26 protein-coding genes and 1 tRNA gene are annotated in these 22,600 nt (G+C 58.1%); 17 read left to right on the top strand and 10 right to left on the bottom strand.

Annotation, left to right across the window (positions count from 1 at the left end; all coding sequences use genetic code 11):
• The first annotated feature begins 70 nt into the window (after positions 1–70).
• Positions 71–1,726, top strand: a complete 1,656-nt coding sequence (locus METFOR_RS03040) for an ATP-dependent DNA ligase (RefSeq protein WP_015284628.1) — start codon at positions 71–73, stop codon at positions 1,724–1,726.
• Positions 1,727–1,832: 106 nt separating this feature from the next.
• On the opposite strand, the gene METFOR_RS03035 is transcribed toward METFOR_RS03040, so the two are convergent.
• Genes METFOR_RS03035 through METFOR_RS16120 form a run of 4 tightly spaced genes read right to left on the bottom strand, consistent with a single transcriptional unit; the run spans position 1,833 to position 4,909 of the window.
• The gene (locus METFOR_RS03035; protein ID WP_015284627.1) at positions 1,833–2,990 is read right to left on the bottom strand and encodes an Nre family DNA repair protein; all 1,158 of its coding nucleotides are present in this window, start codon (positions 2,988–2,990) and stop codon (positions 1,833–1,835) included.
• A gap of 45 nt (positions 2,991–3,035) precedes the next feature.
• On the bottom strand, positions 3,036–3,377 hold the full coding sequence (locus METFOR_RS15710; protein WP_015284626.1) for a hypothetical protein: 342 nt from the start codon (positions 3,375–3,377) through the stop codon (positions 3,036–3,038).
• Between the two features lie 34 nt (positions 3,378–3,411).
• Positions 3,412–4,515 carry a glycosyltransferase gene (locus METFOR_RS03025; protein WP_015284625.1) on the bottom strand — a complete coding sequence of 368 codons (1,104 nt, stop codon included), beginning with the start codon at positions 4,513–4,515 and terminating at the stop codon, positions 3,412–3,414.
• A 40-nt stretch (positions 4,516–4,555) separates the two neighbouring features.
• Positions 4,556–4,909, bottom strand: coding sequence for a PspC domain-containing protein (locus METFOR_RS16120; protein ID WP_324602935.1), 354 nt, complete (start codon positions 4,907–4,909; stop codon positions 4,556–4,558).
• Between METFOR_RS16120 and msrA the strand changes: the two genes are divergently transcribed.
• The 5 genes from msrA (at position 4,794) to METFOR_RS02995 (ending at position 7,583) form a co-directional block, all read left to right on the top strand.
• On the top strand, positions 4,794–5,288 hold the full coding sequence (gene msrA, locus METFOR_RS03015) for a peptide-methionine (S)-S-oxide reductase MsrA (RefSeq protein WP_015284623.1): 495 nt from the start codon (positions 4,794–4,796) through the stop codon (positions 5,286–5,288). The genes METFOR_RS16120 and msrA overlap by 116 nt on opposite strands.
• Positions 5,289–5,352: 64 nt before the next feature.
• A complete protein-coding gene (locus tag METFOR_RS03010) occupies positions 5,353–5,607 on the top strand; it encodes a hypothetical protein (protein ID WP_015284622.1) in 255 nt (84 codons plus the stop codon).
• A gap of 49 nt (positions 5,608–5,656) precedes the next feature.
• On the top strand, positions 5,657–5,911 hold the full coding sequence (locus METFOR_RS03005) for a hypothetical protein (protein ID WP_015284621.1): 255 nt from the start codon (positions 5,657–5,659) through the stop codon (positions 5,909–5,911).
• A gap of 109 nt (positions 5,912–6,020) precedes the next feature.
• Positions 6,021–6,968 (top strand): magnesium transporter CorA family protein, encoded by a 948-nt coding sequence (locus tag METFOR_RS03000; RefSeq protein WP_015284620.1) that lies wholly within the window; start codon positions 6,021–6,023, stop codon positions 6,966–6,968.
• 207 nt (positions 6,969–7,175) lie between these two features.
• Positions 7,176–7,583 (top strand): SET domain-containing protein, encoded by a 408-nt coding sequence (locus tag METFOR_RS02995; protein WP_015284619.1) that lies wholly within the window; start codon positions 7,176–7,178, stop codon positions 7,581–7,583.
• A gap of 81 nt (positions 7,584–7,664) precedes the next feature.
• On the opposite strand, the gene METFOR_RS02990 is transcribed toward METFOR_RS02995, so the two are convergent.
• A tRNA-Val gene (locus tag METFOR_RS02990) sits at positions 7,665–7,738 on the bottom strand.
• A 140-nt stretch (positions 7,739–7,878) separates the two neighbouring features.
• Here METFOR_RS02990 and METFOR_RS02985 point away from each other — a divergent pair.
• Entirely contained in the window at positions 7,879–8,181 is a 303-nt protein-coding gene (locus tag METFOR_RS02985; RefSeq protein WP_015284618.1) for a DUF4389 domain-containing protein, read from the top strand.
• 150 nt (positions 8,182–8,331) lie between these two features.
• On the opposite strand, the gene METFOR_RS02980 is transcribed toward METFOR_RS02985, so the two are convergent.
• From METFOR_RS02980 to serA, 3 genes are all read right to left on the bottom strand, one after another.
• The gene (locus METFOR_RS02980) at positions 8,332–9,297 is read right to left on the bottom strand and encodes a HEAT repeat domain-containing protein (RefSeq protein WP_015284617.1); all 966 of its coding nucleotides are present in this window, start codon (positions 9,295–9,297) and stop codon (positions 8,332–8,334) included.
• Between the two features lie 5 nt (positions 9,298–9,302).
• Complete coding sequence (locus tag METFOR_RS02975) at positions 9,303–10,268, bottom strand: HEAT repeat domain-containing protein (protein WP_015284616.1); 966 nt, start codon at positions 10,266–10,268, stop codon at positions 9,303–9,305.
• Positions 10,269–10,502: 234 nt separating this feature from the next.
• A complete protein-coding gene (serA, locus tag METFOR_RS02970) occupies positions 10,503–12,107 on the bottom strand; it encodes a phosphoglycerate dehydrogenase (protein ID WP_048110778.1) in 1,605 nt (534 codons plus the stop codon).
• 176 nt (positions 12,108–12,283) lie between these two features.
• Here serA and ppsA point away from each other — a divergent pair, with 176 nt between their 5' ends.
• The 10 genes from ppsA (at position 12,284) to METFOR_RS02925 (ending at position 21,150) form a co-directional block, all read left to right on the top strand.
• Positions 12,284–14,566 (top strand): phosphoenolpyruvate synthase, encoded by a 2,283-nt coding sequence (gene ppsA, locus METFOR_RS02965; protein WP_015284614.1) that lies wholly within the window; start codon positions 12,284–12,286, stop codon positions 14,564–14,566.
• Positions 14,556–15,665: a tyrosine decarboxylase MfnA gene (gene mfnA / locus METFOR_RS02960; protein WP_015284613.1), complete on the top strand. Its 1,110-nt coding sequence runs from the start codon at positions 14,556–14,558 to the stop codon at positions 15,663–15,665. The genes ppsA and mfnA overlap by 11 nt, the downstream gene beginning before the upstream one ends.
• 5 nt (positions 15,666–15,670) lie before the next feature.
• Complete coding sequence (hpt, locus tag METFOR_RS02955; protein ID WP_015284612.1) at positions 15,671–16,219, top strand: hypoxanthine/guanine phosphoribosyltransferase; 549 nt, start codon at positions 15,671–15,673, stop codon at positions 16,217–16,219.
• Positions 16,197–17,144 carry a diphthamide biosynthesis enzyme Dph2 gene (gene dph2 / locus METFOR_RS02950; protein ID WP_015284611.1) on the top strand — a complete coding sequence of 316 codons (948 nt, stop codon included), beginning with the start codon at positions 16,197–16,199 and terminating at the stop codon, positions 17,142–17,144. Before hpt ends, dph2 begins: the two co-directional genes overlap by 23 nt.
• A complete protein-coding gene (locus METFOR_RS02945) occupies positions 17,141–17,755 on the top strand; it encodes an METTL5 family protein (RefSeq protein WP_015284610.1) in 615 nt (204 codons plus the stop codon). Before dph2 ends, METFOR_RS02945 begins: the two co-directional genes overlap by 4 nt.
• A 14-nt stretch (positions 17,756–17,769) precedes the next feature.
• A complete protein-coding gene (locus METFOR_RS16050) occupies positions 17,770–18,390 on the top strand; it encodes an MFS transporter (RefSeq protein WP_267878664.1) in 621 nt (206 codons plus the stop codon).
• Positions 18,309–18,944 (top strand): MFS transporter, encoded by a 636-nt coding sequence (locus METFOR_RS16045; RefSeq protein WP_267878663.1) that lies wholly within the window; start codon positions 18,309–18,311, stop codon positions 18,942–18,944. The genes METFOR_RS16050 and METFOR_RS16045 overlap by 82 nt, the downstream gene beginning before the upstream one ends.
• Before the next feature lie 49 nt (positions 18,945–18,993).
• Entirely contained in the window at positions 18,994–19,173 is a 180-nt protein-coding gene (locus tag METFOR_RS02935) for a hypothetical protein (protein ID WP_015284609.1), read from the top strand.
• Between the two features lie 199 nt (positions 19,174–19,372).
• Positions 19,373–20,572, top strand: a complete 1,200-nt coding sequence (locus METFOR_RS02930) for a peptidase associated/transthyretin-like domain-containing protein (RefSeq protein ID WP_015284608.1) — start codon at positions 19,373–19,375, stop codon at positions 20,570–20,572.
• Complete coding sequence (locus METFOR_RS02925; RefSeq protein WP_015284607.1) at positions 20,569–21,150, top strand: hypothetical protein; 582 nt, start codon at positions 20,569–20,571, stop codon at positions 21,148–21,150. Before METFOR_RS02930 ends, METFOR_RS02925 begins: the two co-directional genes overlap by 4 nt.
• Before the next feature lie 83 nt (positions 21,151–21,233).
• Here METFOR_RS02925 and METFOR_RS02920 read toward each other — a convergent pair whose 3' ends face one another.
• Together METFOR_RS02920 and METFOR_RS02915 are read right to left on the bottom strand one after the other, a co-directional pair.
• A complete protein-coding gene (locus tag METFOR_RS02920) occupies positions 21,234–21,977 on the bottom strand; it encodes a TylF/MycF/NovP-related O-methyltransferase (protein ID WP_015284606.1) in 744 nt (247 codons plus the stop codon).
• Positions 21,978–22,047: 70 nt separating this feature from the next.
• Complete coding sequence (locus METFOR_RS02915) at positions 22,048–22,509, bottom strand: hypothetical protein (protein WP_015284605.1); 462 nt, start codon at positions 22,507–22,509, stop codon at positions 22,048–22,050.
• Between the last annotated feature and the right edge of the window lie 91 nt (positions 22,510–22,600).

The raw sequence follows: 22,600 nt of genomic DNA, 5'->3' as shown, positions 1-22,600 counted from the left end.
CGGGTCCTCAATGGTAAGAAATGATTATGTTCATCCCCCCACCCATGTAAGATCAGCAGGGAACACCGCCATGCGCTTCCAGGATTTTGCACAGACCTGCGGGCAGCTGGAGAAGACCTCCGGCCGGCTCGACATGATCGCGATCATCAGCCAGGTGCTCCCCGGACTGACCGATGAGGAGCTGCCGGTCTTTGTCCGGTTCGTGATGGGGCGGATCTTCGCGGACTGGAGCAGCAGGAAGCTTGGCATCGGCCCGAATCTTCTGTACGAAGCAGTCGGGTATGTTGCCGGGGTGAAAAAGGAGCAGGTGATCGACAAGATCAATGCAACCGGCGATGTCGGTACGGCAGTCGAGGAACTCCTTGAACTCAAGTCCCAGACCACCTTCTTCCACGAGGATCTCGAACTCGTGCAGGTGTACAACGAACTGATAGCCATCGCCGACACGGAAGGAAAGAAATCACAGCGGGAGAAAGGACTTTTGGTGCGGCGCCTGCTCGCAAATGCCCTCCCGATCGAAGGACGGTACCTTGCCCGGATCATGCTCGAAGAGCTGCGGATCGGCGTAGGGGAGGGAAGCGTGCGGGAGGCCGTGGCAAAAGCCTTCGGGGTCGACTCCTCTCTTGTGGAGCATGCCCAGCAGGCGCTCAATGACATGGGCGAGGTGGCCAGGCTTGCAAAGACCGGGGCCGCTGCGCTGGAGGACGTGAAGATCACGCTCTTCCATCCGGTACGGATGATGCTTGCTCAAGCCGGATCCATTGCCGGCATGATCGAAGAGCATGGCGAGATCGCGGCGGAGTTCAAGTACGATGGCTCCCGCTTCCAGTTCCATAAGAAAGGCAACTGGGCCCGGCTCTACTCACGGAGGCTTGAGGACGTGACTGCGGCGCTCCCGGACGTCATCGGACAACTGATGGGCGCAACCGACCACGACGTGATCCTGGACGGCGAGGTTATTGCGATCAAGGACGGAAGGCCGATGCCGTTCCAGTCCGTGCTCCGCAGGTTCCGGCGCAGGCACGATGTCGCAGAGGCACAGGAGAAGATCGAGATGGTGCCAAACGTCTTCGATATCCTGTACCTTGACGGAGAGACCCTCATTGACCTCCCGTTCTCCGAGCGCCGGAAGAAGCTGGAGAGTGTTATGAAGATGTCTATCGCCCCGCAGACCGTCAGCAGCAGTCAGGAAATCATCGAGAAGACGTACAACGATGCCCTTGCCGCAGGCCACGAGGGGATCATGATCAAGGTGCCGTCATCGCCCTATACGCCAGGCCAGCGGGGAAAGAACTGGATCAAGATCAAGCCCGAAGTGGACACGCTCGACCTTGCGGTGATCGGCGCCGAGTGGGGCGAGGGGAAGCGCGCCCATGTCTTCGGCTCGTTCCTTGTTGCCTGCCAGAACCAGGGAAAACTTCTCCCTTTAAGCAGGGTTGCCACGGGATTCTCGGATGAGCAGCTCGCAGAGGTGTACGACCTCCTCAAGGACACTGTTGAACGGAAGGCAGGAAAAGAGGTCACGTTCGAGCCCACGCTCGTCTTCGAAGTCGGATACGCGGAACTGCAGGCGAGCGTGAATTACGAGGCAGGGTTTGCCCTCCGCTTCCCCCGGTTTATCCGGATCCGGGACGACAAGGATATCGCTGACATCGAGACTATCGAGAGCATCCGGGCCCGGTACCAGCGGCAGGTGAACACGGCGCAGGCTTACGAAAAGAATTGAAGAATTTCTTTCGGAATCCTTACTCTTCTCGTGGTTCCTCGAATCGTTTGCAACTCGAAGAAACCTTTGGTTTCTTCTCGTGCCTCACTCCTAACGGGGTTCGGCATTACGAAAAAAACTGCCCCAGCGTCCGCTGTGTCCGCAGTTCGGGGATCAGCGTGCTGTGGCGCACCCAGCTGTCGGAGCCGATCACGGAGACCGTGTGAGCTACCGCGGCATCGAGCGTCGGGAATGCCAGCGGCGGGGCAGCCATCGCCTTCCGTGTTGCCTCCCGGATGACCCAAGTCCCAAGCGGCGCCCAGTACTCGTTCGAGACGCTCCGGACAACAATGACGCGGGCACACCGCCGGATGCGGTCCAGGTACTCGCAGACTGCGAGCCGGGCCGAGTAATACGCGCCTGTGATGGGGGAGTAGCCCTGTTTTTTCATCCCTTCGCGGTCCTGCACGATCATCTCCTCTTCCCCGCCCCAGAGCGTGTGCGCCCCCCAGACCTCGACCATCTCGTACCGCCAGTCGCCCGGCACGAGGATGCAGGCGATGCGGTTGCCGAAGACCTCTGCGGAGAAGAGGAGGATCTCCTCAATCGGGGCGTTACGGGCGATCTCCTTTTTCAGGTTAGTCGAGACCGTGTCGTCGACCGCCGTGATGGCCCAGCGCGTGGGAACGAACCGCCGCCGCTTCCCAAGGAGCCCCGCGGTCATCAGCTTCGAGACCTGGTACACGTCAACGGATTCATTTGTTAGCGCAACGCAGGCTTCGGTTGCGGGAAGATCCGTATCAGAGGTGATCCGGTCAACCACCCGTTCTACCCTTGCGCTGCCGATCACGTCCATGGTTTTCACGGAGCCGATCATCCCGACCGGCGCCATGGTCCCGTCGAAGGTGAGCGAGAACGAGACCGGGCGTTCGAAGGATACGTCCACATCCAGCGGCACGGAGGAGAGCGCGATCTCCTGCAGGTCCCCGGCAACAGAAGTGAGGGCCGAGCTCCCGCGGAGCGTGCGTGCCCGGATTCCCACGATCTCGTCCATGCCGAGGCTTCTCTTCAGCCAGTCGGGAGGGTTGTCCGAGTCATCGACCATCAGCGGCCCGCCCCGCACATCGGGATACCCGAAGCTCCCGATGAAGACCGACGGGGAGCTGCCCTGGTAGCTTGCCGAGGGCTTTGCAAGCGCAGCTGCCTGCGCATGGAAACGGCTCACGATGGGGCAGCGGGGGAGCCCGCAGAGGCCTTTTCCCTTGCACTCGGCACACCGGATCATCGCTGTACTCACACCTCTTGATGAAAGACTGGACCAGAAGGAGAATTATTCCGGGTTTTTCGGGTCATGGGACGGGAGAGCGGGGGGACTCGTGATTATCGTAACCTGCGGGGAAGAGGCCGGGGCCTGCACGGGTTTGACCGGTGCCCTTACAAACTTGCTCTCCATCTCAGAAAACGAGACCCGCCAGCCGACATCGAAACGGGCGCCACACTCCGGGCAGATGAGGATGACGCGGTACACCTCGCGGGTGGACTTGACGGGGTTGTCCTTGTCGGCGTTCGTGCCAAGGAACGAGGTATGGAATCCCAGCTCGTACCCGCAGGACGGGCAGACGCGGAACTCGCCTGCGGCTTTTACCGTGGTGATGGGCCCGGGTACTGTCATAGGACTAAAGAATGGATTAGGATCTATTGCAGAATTAACATTGCCTGCGCCCGGCAACAGCAAGGATGATCTCCATAGCCTTCTCCCGGCCGTTCGCAGGGCCCTTGGTTGCCCGGAAGGGCTGCGGCGGAATCTTCATGGTCTCGGCAAGTTTCTCTTCCAGAGTTTCCGGCGTGAGGCTCCTTCCATCAATGGAGACCCCCGCCCCCATCTCCACGATTTTCTGTGCATTGTTCTGCTGCTCGGGATGCTTTGGGTCCAGGATGATCAGGACCGGTTTTCCAAAACTCAGGGTCTCGTGGAGCGTTGTCAGGCCGCCGTGGACGATCGCGACTTTTGCTGCGGCCATGTGCTCGTACAGGTTTTTGACATAACCGTGGGTGAAGAAGTTGCCGGACGATTCAGGGAGCCCCGGGGTTGTGGAGAAAACATCGAAGGTCTCGTCCCGGTGCCGGCCGGCAACTTCGCGAAGCATCAGGTACATCGGGAGCTTGTAGGGTTCCCCGCCGAAACTGGCAAAGATGGTCTTCTGTTCGTGGACGTACTGGCCCGGGTCCAGCATGTAGAACGGGCCGGTATACCGGTACCGCTTCGTTTCTGCGCCGGGGATCCGGATATTGTACTGGCTGATCGTGTTCGGCGGGGGAAAGTCAGGGATGATGACTTTTTTAGCAAGACGCAGGTACCCGCGGACGAGGCGGGAGAGGAGCCGCCAGAGCGGGTTCGTCTTCCCGTTCAGCCCGCAGAAGTGGTTCTGGTTGGTGATGAAGACCACCGGCACGCCCTGCAACCGTGCCGCGAGCACCCCGCCGTACATCGTGTCGAAGACAACGCAGTCGTACTGGTACTCGCGGATGAGGAGGAAGACGCGGCCCGCCGACCGGAGAAGGTCGAGGAGGAGGAACTTCGAGTGCCAGAGAGTGCGTTTCATGCTGAAGAACCCTCCCTTGCCCTGGAGGCAGACCTCGCGGCTGACGCGGTGGAGCACCGAGCACCCGTGCTGGTTCATGAAGGTGTAGGACTTGCCGTACCCCGCATAGTGGACTGCATGTCCCTGCTCTTCCATAAAATGCCCGAGGTGGAGGCACCGGGACGCATGCCCCAGCCCCTCCCCGCAGACCACAAAGAGGATCTTCATTCCGGCGCTTCAGGACAGGTTTGTCCTGATGAATGATGAATTATGGGGTCTCGCCGCCAGGCTCTTCGGGAATAAGGACCCATGCAGCGAGGTAAACGATGATGCCGGTGCCCAGGGAGAGGAGCGTGAGCGCGGCCCAGATGAGGCGGATGACCGTGGGATCGGTGTCGAGATGGTTCCCGATCCCGGCGCAGACCCCGGCAATCATGCGACCATTCTGCGGGCAGTAACAACCGAGAGGTTTATCTGATGGACGCCAAGAAAGAGAATAGACCGGTATGGCTGGGACAGAAAGTACCCGTAAGCTTGCTACCTTTGGGGCCGGCTGTTTCTGGGGCGTGGAGGAGGCGTTCCGTACAATCAACGGTGTGATCACTACCGCTGTCGGGTACATGGGCGGATTTGTTGAAAGCCCGACATATGAGCAGGTCTGCACCGGTGAGACCGGCCATGCCGAGGTTGTGCAGCTGACGTACGACCCCGCCCGCGTCAGCTACGAGAAGCTGCTGGATGTTTTCTGGTCTGTCCACGACCCGACCCAGTTCAACCGTCAGGGACCGGACATCGGGCCGAACTACCGCTCGGTGATCTTCTTCCACGATGCTGAGCAGGGAACCATTGCACGGCGGTCAAAACTCGACATCGAGCTCTCCGGGAGGTATGGATCGCGCAGCATCATGACCGCTATCCAGCCGGCCGGGCCGTTTTACCGCGCCGAGGAGTACCACCAGCAGTTCTTCAAAAAGAGGGGCGGCGGGCGCTGCCACCTCTGATCCTCCCCGTTTCCCCGGTTTTTTTCGCATGGTTTATCAGCAGGGCTGAAAATACCAACGTACCATGGACATCTCCGGAACCATCCAGCTTGTCGCAACGCTTGCAGAAGTGGCTGTTGCCCTGATTGCATTCCTGATCGCCATACAGAAGAAGAAACTCTACGGCTGGTTTATCGGCATTACGTTTGCCCTCTTCGTTGTCTTCGACCTTGCCCGTATCTTTGCGCTGGATATGTCAGCCGAGCTGCACGCGCTGGTGCTCCTCATTGCCTGCATCTCGATGGTCGGCGCCGTGTGGCTCCTATGGAAGTCACAGTAGACGGGACAGCCTTTCAAATTTATCAGCGACACCGCACCACCTGCATACCATGGACATCTCAGGGGTAATCCAGCTCATCGCATCCTCTGCCGAGGCATTCGTTGCACTGACAGCGGTCCGGATTGCCGTACAGAAGAAGAAGGCTTACGGCTGGTTCATCGCCCTCACATTCACCCTTTTTGTCCTCTTCAACTGCACCCGTATCTTCTCGCTGGCAGTGCCGGAAGAACTGGACGCGCTGGTATTCCTCGCTGCCGGCGCTTCGATGCTCTGGGCAATGCTCCTGATCCGGAAAGACCCCTGAACCAGTTTTTCCCTCCCGCCCGGATACGGAACGCAGGCTTATAAACCAGAGCGGATACCATTAGCTGATCATATTCTCCGGCCCGGCCCGGGCAGGTGGTGGTGTTGCGATGATCCAGATCTACCGTTCCCGGAAAGATATCGAACCGGCCATTACGGATCTCATCGACACTCCCTGCGAGGGTGCATGGGTCCGCATGACCGCCCCCACAGATGCGGAGCTGACGGAAATCGCCTCCTCCTGCAGCCTCCCGCCGGAGTTCCTCCGCGCTGCGCTCGATGAGGAAGAACGGCCGCGCATCGATGCCGAGGACGGCGTGGTCCTCGTTGTGCTCGACGTGCCCATGGTGACGGAGGTAGCAGGGATCCAGACCCTGACCACCCTTCCGCTCGGTATTGTCATCTCCGAGAAGCTGATCGTCACGGTGTGCAGCCGCCAGACTCCGGTACTCGACGACTTCATCGCGGGCAAGGTCCGCCACTTCCACACGGTCAAGAAGACCCGGTTCCTCTTCCAGATCTTCTACCGGAACGCCTCCGCCTACCTGCACCACCTGCGCCAGATCGAGCGTACCATCTCCCGGATCGAAGTTGAGCTCCACCGCTCGATGAAGAACGAGGAGCTCTTCCAGATGATGGAACTGGAAAAGAGCCTCATCTACTTCTCGACATCGCTCAAGTCCAACGAGGCCGTGCTCGAACGGATCCTGCGCACCAAGCCCCTGAAGATGTACGAGGATGACGCCGAGTTCCTTGAAGACGTCATCATCGAGAACAAGCAGGCCATGGAGATGTCGCAGATCTACCTGCACATCTTAAATGGCATGACGCAGGCCTTTGCCACCATCATCTCGAACAACCTCGGGATCGTGATGAAGTTCCTTGCTTCCATCACGATCATCATCGCCATCCCGACGATGATTGCCAGTTTCTACGGCATGAATGTGGCCGATCTCCCGCTCTCCGGAGTCCCGCTTGCGTTTGAGATCATCTTCATGTTCTCTGTCATGATCTCGGTGCTGCTCGGCCTGTTCATGTGGAGGAAGAAGTTCTTCTAACGTTCAGGCAGCCAGAGACAACCCGGCTACTAAACAAAACCCCACGTATTCTTCGACCTCCGACAGGTCATCAGACCTGGAGGAGGAGAAGAATTGCGTAGCAATTCTTCGACCAGATGGTACATTTTTTCAGATCGTCATCGCCCCCCAACCGCCATCCTTTTCAACACCTACCCGGTATAACCAGTTATCAGGACTGAATACCAGATGCACATCCGCGATATTCCTCTCGATACCTCAGGAATACTGAAGGATGAGACCACCGAACTCTCGTTCATGCTCTGCCCCTCGCCCCATGATGGCGTGGGGGTCTTCTGCACGCACGGGATCCGGAAAGGTACCTTTTTGCGGCTCTTTCCCGGCCCGGACCCCCGGCTTGTGACAACAACGAACATGACGGGCAATCAGGTGCTGGCGGTGTTCAGCCGCCATTATGGATTAGAAACAAAGGAGGGGTGTTATGTGCCCCATGATTTCGGGTACATGGAGATCGGATGGTACCTGAACCATTCCGCAGAACCCAACACGTTTCGGGACAAGGACTCGCGCTACTTTGCAAGCCAGGACATTGCTGCGGGCGAGGAGATCACCATCGATTATGAGACAATACAATAGGACGGGCGAGATAATTTTTCAGAGCGCTTCGGCCGGACAAACGTCACCGTCAGAAAAAACGTTTTGAGAAAACAAAGAAGATGGGCCCGCTGAGATTCGAACTCAGGACCTCCGCCATGTCAAGGCGACGTCATAGCCAACTAGACCACGAGCCCTCGATTGGTCTGATGCTCTATAACATCTGCTCTGGTATTATTAAAAATTAGTGTAACCGATCGCAAGCATGCGGCATCCTGATCGGGATCTGTTCCGTGTGCTTTATCTTCCGCACGTTCCCACAAAAAAATGGTCTACCATGACTGGACAAACACAACTCTTTACCTTCGAGCACGACGCGGGCCGGCTCGAGCTGCTCATCCGTATCGTATATTGGATCCTAATAGCCATTGTCCTATGGATCTACGGCATTATTACTGCCATCTGCCTCATCATCCAGTGGATCCATATCCTGATCCTCGGGCGGAGGAACGAGAGCCTCTCGAACTTCGTGAAGGGATACCTGGAATACTACGTGCACGTGATGGGCTACGTGTACTTCATGACCGACAAGCGGCCGGATATTTTACCGGTGCCGGTGAAAATCTACGAGGAACTCTGAAGAGTTCCTCTCGCGGTTCGGGTCAGAAGACCCTCACCGATTCGAAGAAGCCTGATGGCTTCTTCTCGTCCTCCCAGTCTGATGACTGGTCGGATTTCGAAGAACCCTGAAGAACTTCTCACCCTTTTTTAGATCACGGAAATCCATGAATCACGGCGGCTCCTCCGGCATCTTCTTTGTGATGTACCATGCATGCACGCCCAGGATAATGTAGAGCGGGAAGAGGATGCCGTAGGTATTCGCCTCGCCATAGTACTTGAAGATCCAGACCGTGGTGGTGATGTCGATCTGGAAGATCATGATCCCCCACCATTTGCCGAGATACCCGTAGCCCAGTCCGGGTAACAGGAAATTAAGGATCCCGGCAACGAGAGGGTTTTTCCTGAGCCGCGGGCGCCGGCAGAGTCCCCGCGGGAGGAGCATTGAGGGGACTTCACACATCTGCGAGGCGAGCATTGCCTCCCATCTCACCTGCCGGTCCTCATCCCCCAGCGCATGGAGGAGGGCGGGCCCCGCATCGCTGCTCCCGATTGCGCCAAGCGCCCGGGCTGCTTTGCGACGCAGGTCTGCATCCGGGTCGGAGAGGAGGCTCGTAAGCACGGGAACCGCGGCGTTTCGGAGTGCGGTAAGCCGTTCCCAGTCCTGCATCCCGGCAGAGAACCACGCCCGGTCATCGTCCGTTTCCGGGACATACCCTGCCTTGTTCAGGGAGACTGCCGACGCGTACCGTACATACTTGTCCCGGTCGCGGAGCGAGAAGAGGAGGACCGGGACTGCCCCGCCACCCTCGATCTGCCCGAGCGCGATACAGGCCTGCCACCGTATCTCGCTGCTCTGGTCCTTCGTCAGGCCGTCCAGCGCATCCAGTGCCTGCACATCCCCGATCTGTCCCAGTGCGGCGATGATCCCCAGGCGCCGGGCCCGTTTCCGGGTCCTAAGGGCTGCGATGAGAGGGCCGGTTGCAGGCGATCCCATCCGGGCCAGCGCTTCCGCTGCCGCCACCTGGATGTCCGGTTCGCGTGACGCAAGGTGACTGATGAGTGCAGGAATGTCGCACTCCTCCTCCAGCATTGTGATATCCGGCGTGCGTCCCAAAAACAGGTCCTGTGGCACCATCAGCGTCACCCCTGATCAGAGATCCTCCGTGCAAGATAGTACGTATGCAGGCCGAGGAACGCCGTGACGGGATAGGCAACGAGATAGGGAAGGAACGGGCTGGTTGCCAGCTGCGCAAGGACAATCACCGACATGTAGGCCATGAAGACCGGAAATCCCCACCACTTCCCGATGTAATTATACCCCAGGCCAAGGAAGAGGAAGTTCAAGATACCGGCGGCGACAGGGTTGGGGCCGGTGCGTTCGCGGGACGCGAGAAAGAGGGGCATGCGGGCGGGAGTGATCCCGCAGTTCATCGCAGCAAGGACCGACGCCCAACGGACACCCGGGTCTCGGTCCCGGATGCCGGCCTCGCAAGCCCGGCACCCTTCGCCCGCACCTATCTCCCCGAGTAGCGAGATAACCCGGGACCGGATAGCAGGATCGGGATCCTGGGAAATATCACAGAGCCACGGGACTGCGGCGGGCCCGGCCTTCCTGACCGCGTCCCAGTCACACCGGGCGATACGGTACCGGAGGCGATCGCGTTCATTCTCCGGTTCCCACCCGAGCCGTTCAAGCGAGACCGCGGCTGCAAGCCGGAGGTACTTTGCATTGTCAGAGAGCAGATGGACCTGGCAGGGGATGGCCTCAGGCGATCCGGTCTCCCCGAGGGCGAAGATTACAGCGCACAAAAGCTCGCTGTGCTTCTCTTTCTGGAGGTGGGTGATAAGGGGACCGGCCGATGCCGGGTCCCTGATACCGGCGAGTGCTTCAATGGCGCCAAGGCGAACATATGACCGGGGCGATCGCAGAGCTGATATGAGTGCAGGGACTGCCGGAGCACCGATGTCCGTCAGAGTGTCAACAGCAATGGTGCGGTTTTTCGGATCGGGATGGCCCATAAAGCGGATAAGTGTCGGAACATCCCGTACAGCATACAGGTTCCGGATATCAGCAGGGTACCGGGTGAGCAGATCAGAAAGCGGCATGAAGACGCCTCATCCTGACTGATGGAGTATACTGCCGTTACGATAATCAAGGTTATCCCCTCCACCACAACATCTCTGTAATCCCGGCCCGGGCAAGTAGTACACCGCCCGACCCCCGCGTAATACAATAGCAGCAAGGATTCTTGCAAGTTTTTTAGTCGGGACTATAATCACAAGGAAAAAATTTGACCTGTGAATCGTTGAAATGCCGGAAAAAAGGATTTTAGATTATCTTCAGATCTTCTCATCAGATATCTTGGCAAACGTCATGGAGGAGATTCCGGGCAGGCCGCGGAGTTCTTCGATCACGGGCTGCGGCACGGGGCTGTCAACATTCAGGACCATCAGTGCCGGCTCCTTCGGGTTGAACCGGCCGACCTGCATGCCCGCGATGTTGATGTTGTTCTTGCCGAGCACGGTTGCTGCCCGCCCGATGACGCCGGGCTGGTCCACATGCTTGGAAACCAGCAGGTGACCCTCGGGGATCAGGTCCATCGTGTAGCTGCCGACTGCAACAATCCGGCTCCGGCCCTTCTGGAAGACCGTGCCGCTGACCGTCTCCTCTCCCTTGTCGGTCCGGATCTTTATGGTGATGAGGTTTTTGAAACCCTTGGCTTCTTCCGTCACGGTCTCGCTGACCTGAATGCCGCGCTCCTTTGCAACGAACTCCGCGTTCACGATGTTGACCGGCTGCTGGAGGATCGGGTCGAGGAGTCCCTTTAAGGCAAGCCGGGTGACGAATTTCATGCTTCCTGCATAGGCAGAGAGCTCGCCGCCATAGATGCACTCGACCGAGGAGAGCCTGCCACCTGCGACCTGCACCGCAAACCGGCCCATCTTCTCGGCGAGCTGGGCAAAGGGCTGGAGGGCTTCCGTGTGCTCGGAAGGGATCATGGGAGCGTTCACCACGTACTTCGCCGATCCGCCCTTCAGGACATCAATGCACTGCTTTGCCACCGATACTGCAACGTTCAGCTGGGCCTCGACCGTGCTTGCCCCAAGGTGCGGTGTCACGATGACATTGTCGAGGGTGAGGAGCGGGGACTCGGTCGGGGGCTCCTGCTCGAAGACATCGAGGGCTGCTCCCGCAACCTTCCCGGCCTTGATTGCATCGTAGAGAGCCTTCTCATCGATGATACCGCCACGGGCGCAGTTGATGATCCGTACGCCGTCCTTCATCGTGGCAATGCTCTTCTCGTTGATCACATGCGTTGTCTCGGGGATGAGCGGGGTGTGGACGGTGATGACGTCGGCGACCTTGAAGAGATCCGCCATCGACATCATCTCCACGCCGAGCTGGGCCGCCCGTTCCTGCGTGATGAACGGGTCGTAGGCCACGCACTTCATGTCCATGGCCTTTGCCCGCTTTGCCACCTCGCGGCCGATCCTGCCGAACCCGACAATACCAAGCGTCTTCTCGTTCAGTTCCACGCCCATGAACTTCGAGCGCTTCCACTCTTTCTTCTTCAAGCTCGCGTTTGCCTGCGGGATGTTCCGGGCAAGCGACTGCATCATCGCCATCGTGTGCTCGGTTGCCGCAAGGGTATTTCCCTCGGGAGCATTCGCAACAATGATCCCCATCCGGGTTGCCGCGTCAACGTCGATATTGTCGACTCCCACGCCGGCACGCCCGATGAACTTCATCTTCTTTGCAGCCCCGATAACCTTTGCATTGACATCGGTGCCGCTCCGTACCAGCAGGGCATCGTAATCCCCGATGATTTTACAGAGCTCGTCCTCTTTCAGGTCCGTTTTGACGTCTACGTCAACGGCAGCCCGGAGGATGGCGAGCCCCTCTTCCGCCAGCGGATCGCTGACGAGCACTCTCGCGTTTGCCATAAAAACCCATACAATATCGGCACCGTACTTAAAGAGGATTATTCTTTTTCCGGCTGGCACTTTTTTATAGAAACCCGGTCTGTGGCATGGGATACCAGGGAGGACCCACGCACCGGAAGCGCCGGACATCATAACCCTTAAACAGGGCGCCGGCAAGATCATAAGTGGTGCGAGCAATGAAAGATGTGCCCAATATACTCTGGCTCGAGGAGATCCGGAAGGAGGATATCATATCCGTCGGGGGCAAGGGTGCCTCCCTGGGGGAGATGGCCTCCATCGGCCTTCCGGTCCCCAGGGCCTTCGTGGTCACTGCCCAGGCTTTCCGCAGGTTTTTAGTCGAGACCGGTCTTGAGAAGAAGATTTTTTCATCCTTAGAGAACCTCGACGTGGAAGACAATGTGGCGCTGGAGAAGGCTGCCGACAATGCAAAGAACCTGGTCTTAAAAGCGAAGATGCCGGCAGCGATCCGCGACGATATCAAAAAGTCCTACAAGAAGATGGGCGACGAGCTGATCGTTGCTGTCCGTTCGAGCGCAACGGCCGAGGACCTGCCGGACGCAAGTTTTGCCGGCCAGCAGGAGACCTTCCTCAATATCAAAGGTGAAGCGGCACTCATCTCGTCGGTCCAGAAATGCTGGGCCTCGCTCTACGGTGCCCGGGCCATCTATTACCGGGCAAAGCAGGGATTCGATGACCATACCGTGAACATTGCGGTCGTTGTCCAGCAGTTGGTCCACTCGGAGAAGGCCGGCGTCATGTTCACGTCCCACCCCATCACGGGAGAGCCCGAGACGATCATCGAGGGATCGTGGGGCCTGGGCGAGGCCGTTGTCTCTGGCTCGGTCTCACCGGACAAGTATGTCTTCGACCAGCGGAAGGAGTTGGTCACCGACACCTATATCGCAAACAAGAAAGTGGAGATCATTGCCGACGGCGACCATGGCACAAAACTCGCCGAGGTCTCAAAAGACCGCCAGGACACACAGGTCCTCTCCGACGCGGAAGTCGCCAAGCTCGCCATGTACGGGAAGATCGCGGAGAACCACTACGGGGTGCCGCAGGATGTTGAATGGGGCGTTGTGGCAGGGACGATCTACATCCTCCAGTCACGGCCGATCACAACGATAGGAAAGAAGGAAGGAAGGGACATGTCAGGGAAGAAATCGGATGCAAAAATCATCTTAAAGGGACAGGGTGCGGCCCCGGGGATCGCCTCCGGCAGGGTCATCATCATCAGGGACGTAAAGGACACCGGAGCAGTAAAGGAGGGCGATATCCTCGTCACCCGGATGACGAACCCGGACATGGTCCCGGCTATGCGCAAGGTTGCTGCAATAATCACGGACGAGGGCGGTATGACCTGCCACGCGGCCATCGTGAGCCGCGAGCTTGGAACCCCGGCCATTGTCGGGACACGGAACGCGACCAACCAGCTGAAGAACGGGCAGGTCATCACGGTCGATGGCGAGATGGGGCTCGTGTACGAGGGCGAGATCGCACCCAAACCCTCCGCACAGGCGCCCGCGGCAGGGCAGGTTGTGGCCGTCAGCGCCCCGATCATCACCGCAACGAGCGTGAAAGTCAATGTCTCCATCCCGGAGGCAGCGGCACGGGCAGCAGCAACGGGAGCAGACGGCGTGGGCCTGCTCCGGATCGAGCACCTGATCCTCGGCCTCAACAAGACTCCCGGCTGGTACATCACCAACAACCGCGAGGAGGAGTTCGTAAAAGAGCTCCATGACGGCATCAAGATCGTGCTCGATGCATTCCCCGGGAAGCCCGTCTGGGTTCGGACACTCGATGCCCCGACCGACGAGTTCCGGAACATGGCCGGCGGCGAGAACGAGCCGCACGAGCACAACCCGATGCTTGGCTGGAGAGGCATCCGCCGCGACCTCCAGAGCCCGGACCAGTTCCGGCTCCAGATCGAGGCCTTCAAGCGCCTCTGGAAGGAGGGCTACGAGAACCTCGGCGTCATGTTCCCGATGGTCTCCCATCCCGACCAGTTCATTGTCGGCAAGGAGATGATGCGGGCCTGCGGCGTTGACGTGGAGAACGTGACGCTCGGTATCATGATCGAGATCCCCGCAAGCGCCCTCATGATCGAGGACTTCATCCGGGCCGGGATCAAGTTCGCCTCATTTGGGACCAACGACCTCATCCAGTACACGCTTGCCATCGACCGCAACAACGAGAACGTGGCGGACATGTACAACCCGAAACACCCGGCGGTCCTCACCCTCATCCACAGCGCCATCCAGGTCTGCCGGGCCTACAATGTCGAATGCTCGATCTGTGGGCAGGCCGGTTCCGACCCGAAGATGGCCACCTGGCTCGTGGAGCACGGCATCACGAGCATATCGGCAAACATCGATGCGATCCCGAAGATCCGTGAAGCCGTGGCAAAGACGGAAAAGCGCATCATCTTAGAAGCCGCGAGAACCAAAGATGCTGAATAAGGGTCAGTCCGAAGAAGAACTCTTCGCCTTCCTTGCACAGAAGCGGCAGGAAGACCTTGACCATGATTTTATTTTAAGTTCCATGTGCACAATCCCGCACTCTGTCGCGGTCCGGGCACACTGCCTTTTCATGGAGACGAACCTCGGCGACCCAGGGCTCTTCCCCGGCTCATTCTCCTTAGAAAAACTCCTCGTACAACGGTTTGGCACGCTCTTCCATTGCAAGAACGCCGGGGGATATGCAACGAGCGGGGGGACCGAGTCCAATATCCAGGCGCTCCGGCTGGCAAAGGCACAATGCAGCGGGATTGTGGCGCCTAACGTGGTTGTCCCGGAGTCCGCCCACTTCTCGTTCAAGAAGGCCTGTGACATGCTGGGCCTCGAGGCACGGCCGGTCCCCCTTGGCAGCGACTTCCGGATGGACGCCGACGCTGCTGCCGGCCTTATCGACAAAAACACCATCTGCCTGGTCGGGATTGCCGGGACCACGGAGTACGGGATGGTCGATCCCATCCCCGCACTGGGGAAGATCGCTGTGCAGCACGACCTCTTCTTCCACGTGGACGCTGCCTTTGGCGGCATGGTCATCCCGTTCCTGGACCGGCCATCGCCGTTTGACTTCGCTGTCGGAGGAGTTACGACCATCGCGGTTGACCCGCACAAGATGGGCATGAGCACCATCCCCTGCGGTTGCATCCTGACGAGGGACCCCGACCTGTTGAACTCGCTGAATATCGACACACCCTATCTCACCGTGAAGCAGGAATACACCCTTGCCGGCACACGGCCCGGGGCGCCGGTGGCCGGGGCGCTCGCCGTCCTCGATTATCTTGGAATGGAAGGTATGAGAGCGGTTGTCGCCGGGTGCATGAAGAACACGGAGCGGCTCATTGCGGGAATGGAGACCCTCGGGTACCAGCGGGCAGCAACCCCTGACCTCAATGTCGCGACATTTACCTGTGCAAAGGAGGCAATCCCGGCCCCGTGGCGTGTCTCGTGGACCCGGAAGAACCACCTCCGGATCGTCTGCATGCCGCACGTACACGCCGGCAGGGTCGAGGCGTTCCTCCGTGCCATGCAGGAACAGAAAAAACGGTGAAGACTATGCTTGACAGACTCGTTGAATCCCTTGAGACCTGCCCCATGGTGAAACGCGGGGAGTACAACTACTTCATCCACCCGATCACCGATGGCGTACCGATTGTCGATCCCGCCCTGCTCCGCGACGTGGCTGCGGCCATGGTCAAGGTGATGGACTTAAACAACGTGGACAAGATCGTTGTCGTCGAGGCTATGGGCATCCACATCGGGTCCGTCCTCTCCACCATGACTGACATCCCGATGACAGTGATGCGGAAGCGGGTGTACAACCTCCCGCACGAGGTCCCGGTCCACCAGACTACCGGCTATTCAAAGGGCGAACTGTACCTGAATGGCGTGTACAAGGGAGACCGCGTTGTCATCATTGACGATGTCGTGAGCACGGGCGGCACGATGAAAGCTCTCTTAAAGGCCCTGGAGATTGCGGGCGCCGAAGTCGTGGATGTCTGCATCGCGATCCAGCGGGGCGATCCCAATATCGGCCGGCCCTACAAGTCCCTCGTGAAGATTGAGGTGGACGAGCGGGTCCATGTTGTCCAGCGGTATATCTGAACTCATTCAGGAACTGAAGACGAGGGGGGCCCGCCGGGTTGCCCTCCAGTTCCCGGAAGGGCTGAAACGGAAGGCTGCGAGGTACGCAGCAGGGCTCAGGGAGGCCGGGTTCGATGTCATGGTCAGCGGCGACCCGTGTTACGGTGCCTGCGACCTTGCACTCGATACCCTTGCGGATGCTGACGTGCTCGTCCATGTCGGGCACACCCCGGTCGATAACCGGGACCGGGTCATCTTCATCCCGTATTCTGTTGACTTTGATGTCACGATCCTCGAAAAAGCCCTCCCGCTCCTGAAGGAAAAGACCGTCAGCCTTGTCACCACCGTCCAGCACGTCCACCTTGTCCCGGCCATGGAGGAGTTTCTCCGTTCGCGGGGTATCGATACCCGGGTTGCGGAGGGAAAGGGAAGGACCCCCTGCCGGGGCCAGGTGCTCGGCTGTTCGTTCTCCGCTGCAAAAGACGCGGGGGCGGATGAGATCCTCTACGTGGGCACCGGCCTCTTCCACCCCATCGGGATTGCACTCTCGACAAAGAAACGGGTCGTAGCTCTCGACCCGCTCTCGGGGATCTGTTCGGAAGTGAGCGGCGAGACCCTGCTCCGCCGGCGGTTTGCCATCATCGAGAAAGCAAAGGCGGCAAAAAACACCGCAATCATCCTCAGCACCAAGTCCGGGCAGGCAAGGAAAGAGCTTGCAGAGGGGCTTGCTGCCCTCTCGCCCGGTGCCGTCATCGTCACGATGCAGGAGGTGAGCCCGGACGAGCTCACGAACCTCGGCTTTGGCTGTTACGTGAACACGGCCTGTCCCCGGCTTGCCTACGACGACCAGGTACGGTTCCCGGTCCCCGTCCTCTCCCCGCAGGAGTTTGAAATCGTCTGTGGGAAACGGAGATGGGACGACTACACCGTCGACGAGATCCCATGAAGCTCAAACAGCTCGAAATGGCACTCCAGCGCCTTTCCGGCTTCCCCCGCCCGAAGGCTGCGTTCGAACAGTACCAGACACCGGCACCCCTTGCTGCCCGGCTCCTCTACCACGCCCTGATGAAGGGGGATATTGAGGGGAAACAGGTCGTTGACCTTGGGTGCGGTACCGGGATGCTCGCCATCGGGGCCGCCCTGCTCGGGGCCGAATCTGTTACGGGAGTGGATATTGACGAGCGAGCCCTTGTCGTTGCACAAGAGAACGCCCGGCTCCTCGATGCTGAAGTCACGTTCCTCCCAGCTGACCTGCGGGAGGGGGGTTGCGAGGGACGGATCGGCACCTGCGATACGGTTGTCATGAACCCGCCGTTCGGTGCCCAGAAGGCCCACGCGGACCGGCCGTTCATCGACTGCGCTTTATCGGTTGCAGATGTTACCTACAGCATCTTTAATGCAGGGTCAATCCCATTTGTTGAAGCATATACTGCACAACGGGCAGAGGTCACCGAGATGATCGGCGGAGCGTTTCCCATCAAACGCACCTTTGCCTTCCACACAAAAGACGTGCAGGAGATCGAGGTCGAGATCTTACGGCTGAAACGGACTGTGTAACCCAACCCCACAGCGTGAAGAACACCATCACAGGACTTGCCGCTGCCCACATGATCACCGACATCTACATGCCGGTGCTCCCCGCGATCCTGCCGCTCCTGATCGCCCAGAACGGTTACTCCTACCTCACTGCCGGGCTGCTCGTGACGGCCTACAACGTCACGTCATCGTTCACCCAGCCGGTCGTTGGCTGGCTCTCCGACAAGCGCGGCCTGACCATCAGCGTGAGTATCAGCCTCTTCATCAGCGCTATTTTTGTTGCCCTCATGGGAGTCGTGCACGACTATTACCTGGTGATGGCCTTTGCGGTCCTCGCTGCCCTGGGCCATGCGTGCTTCCACCCAACCGCATTAAGTCTCGTCAGCCGACTGTGTTCTGCAGAAAACCGGGGCAGGATCACCTCCTACTTCGTGGTCGGGGGAAATCTCGGCTATGCCATCGGTCCAGTACTGGCCGGTATCTTGGTCTGGTGGCTGGGGCTGCCCGGGCTGGTGCTCCTCATCATCCCCGCCCTTGTCATGCTCATTGTCCTCCGGCGCCTCCTGCCGGGGGGATGGCCGCGGTACGCGAAGCCCATGCCACCCCCCTTCATGAGGTTGTCGACGTGCCATCGAAATGGCCGTTTGTCATCCTGATGATCGCGTCTATCCTCCGGGCATGGGCGGTTTTTGCGGCTATCACCTACCTGCCGATGTATCTCGTTTCTCAGGGATACAGCCTTGTGATGGCAAGCACAGCCCTGACCCTGATGCTCCTGACCGGTGTTGCCGGGCAGGTTGCCGGGGGACACATCTCTGACCGGGTCGGGAGAAAGGAGTTCATGGTCTTTGCCCTTGCAGGAGCGGTGCCGCTCTTCTACCTCTTCTTTGCCACATCAGGCATCCTGCAGCTTGTCATCCTCCTCTGCTTCGGGTTCTGCCTGTGGTCGACTTTTGCGGTGGCCGTAGCCATGTCCCATGAGCTCCTGCCCGGCAACGTCGGCCTTGCTTCCGGCGTAATGCTCGGTCTTGCCATCGGCTTTGGAGGCCTTGGCGTTGCCGTCAACGGTATGATCGCTGACACCTATTCGCTTGCAGCAGCGATCGGGACCATCCCGCTGCCGATCATCGGGGCAGTGATCCTGATGGCACTCCTGCCCTACCCGTGGAAGACGCTGGGTAAAAGTTGGGGACACCAGGCAAGGAACTGATACAACAGGCTTATATCATCACGGAAAAAACGTGATGTGAGGAATAATCATGGACAAAGTTGGAGTCATTGCACTGATCATCGGGATCATCCTGTGTGCTATTGGCGTGTATGGAATCTGGGTATTCCTGCCTGAAGTTATCTACGTGATCAAGGGGCTGGCCGGCATCGTCGTGCTGCTCTTCGGCCTGATGCTCGCCATCTTCGGCATCCTGATCGTCAAAGACTGATGTAAGAATCCAGCAACTATTCCCTTTTTTCTGATGATTTTAAATAACCATATGTCATTCCCGTGACTGACCCACAGGATTATATGCCGGGTAAAATAACAACCCCTCCATGAATGCGGGAGCCGGATGGAGGGGAGATCTACGAACACCGGATTACATGCCGGGAAAACACGATGAAGATCGTATCATGAGTCATGGTATGGCACAATCCCTGATCCATGCAATGATCACCGACAAAACCTGTAGGATCACCTGGCGGATCTTCCTGACCCTAGCGATCCTTCTGGGTCTCGTCGCAGTCCCGGTCATTGCCACTTCTCCGGATTCCTCATCAAGACAACCGTCACCGGATGATAGGCATACGTACGGTATTCCGGTCACCTGCAGGGACAGCAATACAGGGACGGGCATTGCGGGTATCCGGGTGTACCTTGACGGGGAATTCCGAGGAGTTACTGCCGGGAAAGAAGGGAGAATTGTGGTTTTATCGCTGCCCCCGGGAGAACATACCGTGCGGGCGGTAGGGAGGGGATATAGGGAAAACACGAGTATCATCAGGATACCGCAGGATGAGGGCGCTTATATCCTGATGTACCCCTCGAAGATCATCCCTGTCGGGGAGACGGGGGCGGTAGAGGACCGGATGGATGTTGTTTTTGTGCCATCCAAAACACAGTACGACTGCACGAAGAAACAGAAGATTTCTACGGATTATTATACCGCAAATGAGGACAATTTCCGAAACGATGTAAATGGCCTTATTGAAAAACTGCGGGCCTTAAATTCACTGACACGGAATCAGTCGTGCCTCCCTGGGGACACCCCGGACCGGTTCAATTTTTATTATTACTCGGATCCTGGCGATTATGCCGATGCTTTCAGCGGATGTGCCGGAAAACTTCCCGAAGATTTCTGGAAAGATGCACCCTTTACCGATGTCGCCGTTATCATCTATCCGCAATACACCGGTAAGTATACCGGGCCACCCTGCGAACCCAACGGCTGTTCCAGTACTATGGGACCGGGGACACAATCATGGTTCAAGAGCCCGGCAAATAACGCGCCGGTTTTTATGCACGAAGCCGGCCATACGGTGTTTGGCCTGATGGACACCTATTGCGGGGAGACGTATTATGCTCAGAACGACCCCCGACCCAATGTCTGGAGTACCCAGTCGGCCTGCATCCTCTCAGCAGAGAGCAACAACTGGGATCCCACATACTGCCGGCAGATCCTCCTGAAAGCCAGCAACGGAACCATCATCTGTCAGAAAGAGTTCTGGCGCTATGATCCGGATCCCGATATGATGAGTTACTCTCTTTTCACAGGAAAATTCGGGAACGCGACAACGCTGCATATCCATCACATGCTGGATAATATCAACAGGTGGAATCTATGAGACGGATTATCGTGCTGGGAGTAATTCTTCTCATTCTTTGCCTTGCTGCGGGTTCGGTTACGAATTCGGGCAATAGCGATGACCAAAAAAAGGTCTTCCTGATTGTCCTTGGCATCCATAAGAACAGCATCGATCTCGAGGAGATGGAGATACGATACGGCCATTCCCCGAACCTTGGGTATCAGACCGGGAATTTTACTGTTGATATCCTGGCAAAGAACGGAACGCGGCTGTTCTCTTTCGATATATGGGATCCGCGGTGCCATCTCGAGGAATACGGTCTCCATAATGAACTGGTGCAGCATGAACTGATGGAGGATCCCGAACTGGAACAAAAATACCTGGCTCAGGGAGAGACGAATGATATCGACCTCCCCCTCATTATCCCCTATCATAACGATATCCAGTCCATTGAGATCCGGGAGAACGAGACTGGTGCCCTGTTGATTTCCGTCAATGTTTCGCCGGCTGTTGATGCATTCCGGGCACGGTTCCCCAGGGATCCGGATATGATGGGGAACAATTGTGGGCAGCCTGACTCTCTATTCCATCATACCATGATAGCCTGGCCGTTCTGAGTTCTCATGGGCCGGGTCAGACCTGATAAAACAAGGTTGCAGGAAAAACGGTATCCGGGCCGGAAAAGCGGACATCGTGATGGTCAGACCTTTACAACAAGGCACTGCGAACCGGCGGTTTCCAGAACCGGCTCGGTTTTGCCTTCGAAGAAGTCATCGAACGCCTTCTTCACACCGGGCGCCGTGATGTAGTCGTGGGAGATGATGATGCCGCCCCGGCTCATGCGGGGATAGAAGAACTCGAGGCTCTGTTTCGTGCTCTCGTAGCAGTCCACGTCGAGGTTCACGAGCGAGAACATCGTATCCTTCACGGGTCCCGCAGTCTCCGGGAAGATCCCCTTGTAAAAGTGGACGTTCTTGTTCTCCTTGAGATAGTCCCGGACGCTCTCGAAGGAGGCGGCAAACTTGCCCTCGTAGAACGGCCAGACCATGTCAATCTCGTCCACCTGAGGCAGGCCTTCAAACGTGTCAAAGAGATGGAGGGCCTTGTCACCCTTTGCCGAGCAGATGATCTTGGCAGAACCCCCGCGGTAGACCCCGACCTCGGCAATGTCGCCGGGGACCTTCTGGGTGGTCTTCACTGCCATGTAGATGTGGTAGGCCTCGATGTCCTCTAAGAGGAGCTCGGTCTCCTTTCGTATCTTCCGGAGGTTCTTCGCAAACTCCTTTCTCCGGTCGCAGCCATAGTGGGAGAGCCGGCCGCGGTTGGCGATATCGTTTCCCATGAAGGGCTCGAAAAAGACGGCTTTCCGGAATTTCAGAAGATACCTGCTGGGGATGACAGAATCAACAACCGAGTAGATCTGTTTCTTCTGGGGCAGGCGCATATCCCATTAAATTCGCGCTCCTGCGATTTATATATCGTGGATCGGGGAAACTAAAAAAAAGGTGACGATATCAGGACTTCCGGGGGAGTTTCTGCACGCCGGGTGCCGGAGGTTCGGCTTCGAGGTCCAGTTCATCGAGGAACGGCATCAGGCAGGTGGCATACATCTCTGGTCCGATTGCAGTATCTCCCGGTCGTACTCCCGTGGCAACCACCTCGACCATGAGCGGGAACTCCTCCATTGTCTGTTCAAATGAGGGGTCGTTCTCCCGGGTGAACCGAAGGAAACTTTCGACCCGGATTACCGGCCGTTCGAATTCGGGAACACCGGCAAACTCGGTAAGAACCTCGGTGAGGGGCTTTTTCCGGGCAAGGTCCTCTTCAAAGAAGAGCCAGATCTCGGTACCATAGTTGTCAGCAATTATTGCACATTTTCGGATATCGACTTTTGTTCCGGGAATGAGGCCCAGGCTCCCAAACTTCTCCACGGGTGTTTTGCCCGGAACCGCGGCCCATGCGGAATGTTTCAGCATTCCGGTACATAGGGCGGCAGGAGGTGTAAAGATAACGATAACAACAGCGGGATGTGATCGGGGACCGGTCGGGGGATAAAAGAGGAGATAA

Origin of the sequence: Methanoregula formicica SMSP, from assembly GCF_000327485.1 — an archaeon.
GTDB classification, from domain to species: Archaea; Halobacteriota; Methanomicrobia; order Methanomicrobiales; family Methanospirillaceae; genus Methanoregula; species Methanoregula formicica.
Note: the sequence above shows the minus strand (reverse complement) of the source record. Positions and strands in the feature narration are given on the sequence as shown.